The sequence below is a fragment of the Peptostreptococcus stomatis DSM 17678 genome (genome assembly GCF_000147675.1).
In the GTDB taxonomy this organism is placed as follows: Bacteria; Bacillota; Clostridia; order Peptostreptococcales; family Peptostreptococcaceae; genus Peptostreptococcus; species Peptostreptococcus stomatis.
Genome location: NZ_ADGQ01000029.1, coordinates 1 through 3,946, shown reverse-complemented (window position 1 = coordinate 3,946; position 3,946 = coordinate 1). Strand labels below are relative to the sequence as shown.

At 36.8% G+C, this 3,946-nt stretch carries 1 protein-coding gene; it reads right to left on the bottom strand.

Translation table 11 applies throughout. The annotated features are described in order from the left end of the window. Nucleotides 1-9: 9 nt before the first annotated feature. Nucleotides 10-3,450 (bottom strand): pyruvate carboxylase, encoded by a 3,441-nt coding sequence (locus tag HMPREF0634_RS02695; protein WP_007788755.1) that lies wholly within the window; start codon nt 3,448-3,450, stop codon nt 10-12. Nucleotides 3,451-3,946 lie beyond the last annotated feature (496 nt).

The following is a 3,946-nucleotide window of genomic DNA, read 5'->3' as shown; positions in this document are numbered from 1 at the left end:
TCATACACTCTAATCAATTGGATCTAGCTGAATTAGTAACTGCTTGTCTACTACCATGTCATTTACAGCAACCTTTATGTCGTTAATAACACCTGCAGACTTAGCAACTATGTTAGTCTCCATCTTCATGGCTTCAATTACTATTAGAGGCTGATTGACTTCTACTTCATCACCCTTCTTAACTAATAACTTAACCACCTTACCTGGTATAGATGCACCAATCTGGTAAGGATCATTCATATCAGCCTTTTCAACGCTCTTGATTAGGCCTGTATAGTTGTTATCCTTAATATCCACATCTCTTAGCATACCATTAAGCTCGAATGTTAGAGTCCTCATTCCATCTTCCTTAGGCTCTCCAATATCCACTAGCTTTATAGTTAAGTTCTTACCTTCTTCTATCTCTACCTCGCATTCCTGGCCAATGTTTAGACCGTAGAAGAATACGTCAGATTCAAGCTCACTTACATCATTAAAGTCCTTAACGTGGTTTACATAGTCATCAAATACCTTTGGATATAGGGCATAGCTTAGGGCCTGCCTCTGAGTTGGATTTTCTATTCCAAGGTCATTCTTTATGTGCTCCTTAATAGCATCAAAGTCTTCTGATGGCAACAGTGAACCCGGTCTAGCAGTAATAGCAGGTTCTCCCTTTAGAACAACTTCCTGAAGTCCCTTTGGTACTCCACCTGCTGGCTGACCAATCATACCCTTGCAGTAGTCAACTAGTGAGTCTGGGAATGATAAGTTCTTACCTTCTTCTAATATATTTTCTTCTGTAAGGTTGTTTTTAGTCATGAATATAGCTAAGTCTCCTACCACCTTTGATGATGGAGTAACCTTGATTATATCTCCAACTACCCTGTTGGCAACCTTATAGTTTTCCTTAACTTCTTCAAACCTATTTACTAGACCTAGGGCGTCTGCCTGTGGCTTCAAGTTAGTATACTGACCACCTGGTATTTCAAAGTCATATATTTCGGCATTTGAATTAGTAAGGTCACTTTCGAACTTGTAGTAAATCTTTCTTAGGTCCCTATAGTACTTGCCTAGCTCATTGTAGCCAAACATATCTATATGAGGGTCCCTGTCTGTAAACTTCAAGCCTTCTATTATAGCATTTAGTGATGGCTGAGAAGTTATACCTGCCATTGACTCTAGGGCTGCATCTACTATATCTACTCCTGCCTGTGAAGCCATTAGTAGTGTAGCAACACCATTACCACTAGTATCATGCGTATGTAGGTGAATTGGGGCCTTTACATTTTCCTTTAGTGCCCTGATTAATTCATATGCAGCATATGGCTTTAATAGACCAGCCATATCCTTTATACCTATGATATCTGAACCAGCTGCTTCTAATTCCCTAGCCATATTCACATAGTAGTCTATAGTATACTTAGTCTTGTCTGGGTCAAGGACATCTCCTGTATAGCACATTGCAGCTTCAACTATCTTACCAGTTTCCTGGGCTGTAGCCATTGATTGCTTCATATTTTCTGTCCAGTTCAAAGAGTCAAATATTCTAAACACATCTATACCTGACTTTGCACTTTCCTTGATAAATTCGGCTATTACATTGTCTGGATAGTTCTTGTAACCAACACCATTAGATGCCCTCAACAACATCTGGAAATTGATGCTTGGTATTGCTTCTCTTAACCTGTGTAGTCTAGTCCACGGAGATTCTTTAAGGAACCTGTAGGCAACGTCAAATGTTGCTCCTCCCCACATTTCAAGAGAGAACATATCCTTCTGGTAGTATTCTGTGGCCTTGGCTATATTCATAAGGTCAAAAGTCCTGAACCTAGTTGCTATCAAAGACTGGTGGGCATCTCTCATTGTAGTATCAGTGAATAGAAGTTTCTTTTCATTCTTGATTTCTTCTATATAGGCCTTCTTGCCCATCTTCAACAACTTGTCCCTACTACCTTCTACCTTTGCAATTTTCCTAAACCTCGGTTCGTACAAGGCATCAAATGTCTTTCTTTCTTCACACTTATTTTCATTGACCACTACATTACCTATAAACTTAAGTAATTTAGTACCCCTGTCCTTACTTTCCTCTATATCAAATAATTCCGGGTTTTCATCTATAAACTTTGTAGAGCATTCACCTGCTATAAATCTTGGGTCTAGTAGTACATTTATTAGGAAGCCGACATTAGTCTTTACTCCCCTTACCCTCATTTCCTTGATAGACCTAACCATCTTGTTGATAGCACCCCTAAAAGTCCTATCGTAAGAAATAGTCTTTACTAGAAGAGAGTCATAGTATGGACTGATTACTGCACCAGTAAATCCATTACCACCATCAAGCCTGATACCTGAACCTGATCCTGATCTATATACCTGGATTTTTCCAGTATCTGGCATAAAGCCCTTCTTTGGATCTTCAGTTGTGATTCTACACTGGATAGAAAAACCTCTTACATGGATATCATCCTGGCCCTGTATATTAATTTCTGGGTCAGATAGCTTACAGCCTTCAGCTATTAATATCTGACTCTGAACAATATCTACACCTGTAACTTCTTCTGTAACTGTGTGCTCAACCTGAACTCTTGTGTTCATTTCTATAAAATAGTAGTCTCCATTCTTGTCTACCAAGAATTCTAGAGTACCTGCATTAGTATAACCGACATGTTTAGCTATCCTAACAGCATCTTGACAGATCCTTTCTCTTACATCAGGGTCTAGAGAAAATGCTGGTGCAAATTCTATAATCTTCTGGTGTCTTCTCTGAACAGAGCAATCTCTTTCGTATAAGTGGACGATATTTCCGTACTTGTCACCAAGAACCTGGACTTCTATATGCTTAGGATCTTCTATATACTTTTCTATGAATATAAGGTCTTCTCCAAATGCCTTCCTTGATTCACTTCTTGCATTTTCAAATTCTATTTCAAGGTCTTCTTCACGGCGTACGATTCTCATACCTCTACCGCCACCACCGTTAGATGCCTTTACCATTACAGGATAGCCTATCTTTTCAGCTACTTGCTTGGCTTCCTTAACAGTCTTTAGGGCCTTTTCAACACCTGGTATTGTAGGTACATTTGCCTCATGTGCAACTATCTTAGAATTTATCTTATCACCAAGTTTTTCCATTATAGATGAGTCTGGGCCTATAAATGTGATTCCGTTTTCTTCACACTTCCTGGCAAATTCAGCATTTTCAGATAAGAAGCCATAACCTGGATGTATAGCATCTACCTTTTTTCTCTTAGCTAGAGATATTATTCCATCTATATCCAGGTAGGCATCTACCGGACCCTTACCTTCTCCTATAAGATAGGATTCATCTGCCTTAGTTCTGAATAGGGCATACTTATCTTCTTCACTATATATACCAACACTTCTGATCTGTAACTCTGCACAGGCTCTGAAAATTCTTATGGCAATTTCACCTCTGTTGGCCACCAAAACTTTATTAAACTTTTTAAGCATATGTCAACCTCCACTTTATTTTTAAATTTAATACATCTATTATATACCAGTTTCGGTTTATTTTAAATACCTAAAATCAAATTTTTTATAAAATAATGATTTATAAGGCAATTCTTAATTAATAAAAGCATATAAGACGTACATTCTATATATTAATAAAGGTTTTCCCGACCTTTCAGCTTAATTCCTGACTTTTATATGGTTTAAATTTTTCTATATACGGTAAAATTGCAATTATTTTTAGTTTAACCTTCAATTTTTGTGTATTATCTAATTATTTAATCCAATATATAGCTTATTATATGTCGTCTTTAGGTTTATTCTTGCATTTATCCTTTATATTTATGACATAATTTATATCGAATATTCATTTTATTTTTATAACTATTATTCGTTAGATTTTCCTGTGTTTTAAAGTCTTCATATTTTAAATCTTCTAAATGGTAAAATTTCTCCCTCTTTTTAGGCATTATATATAAAAATATAAATCCAGACA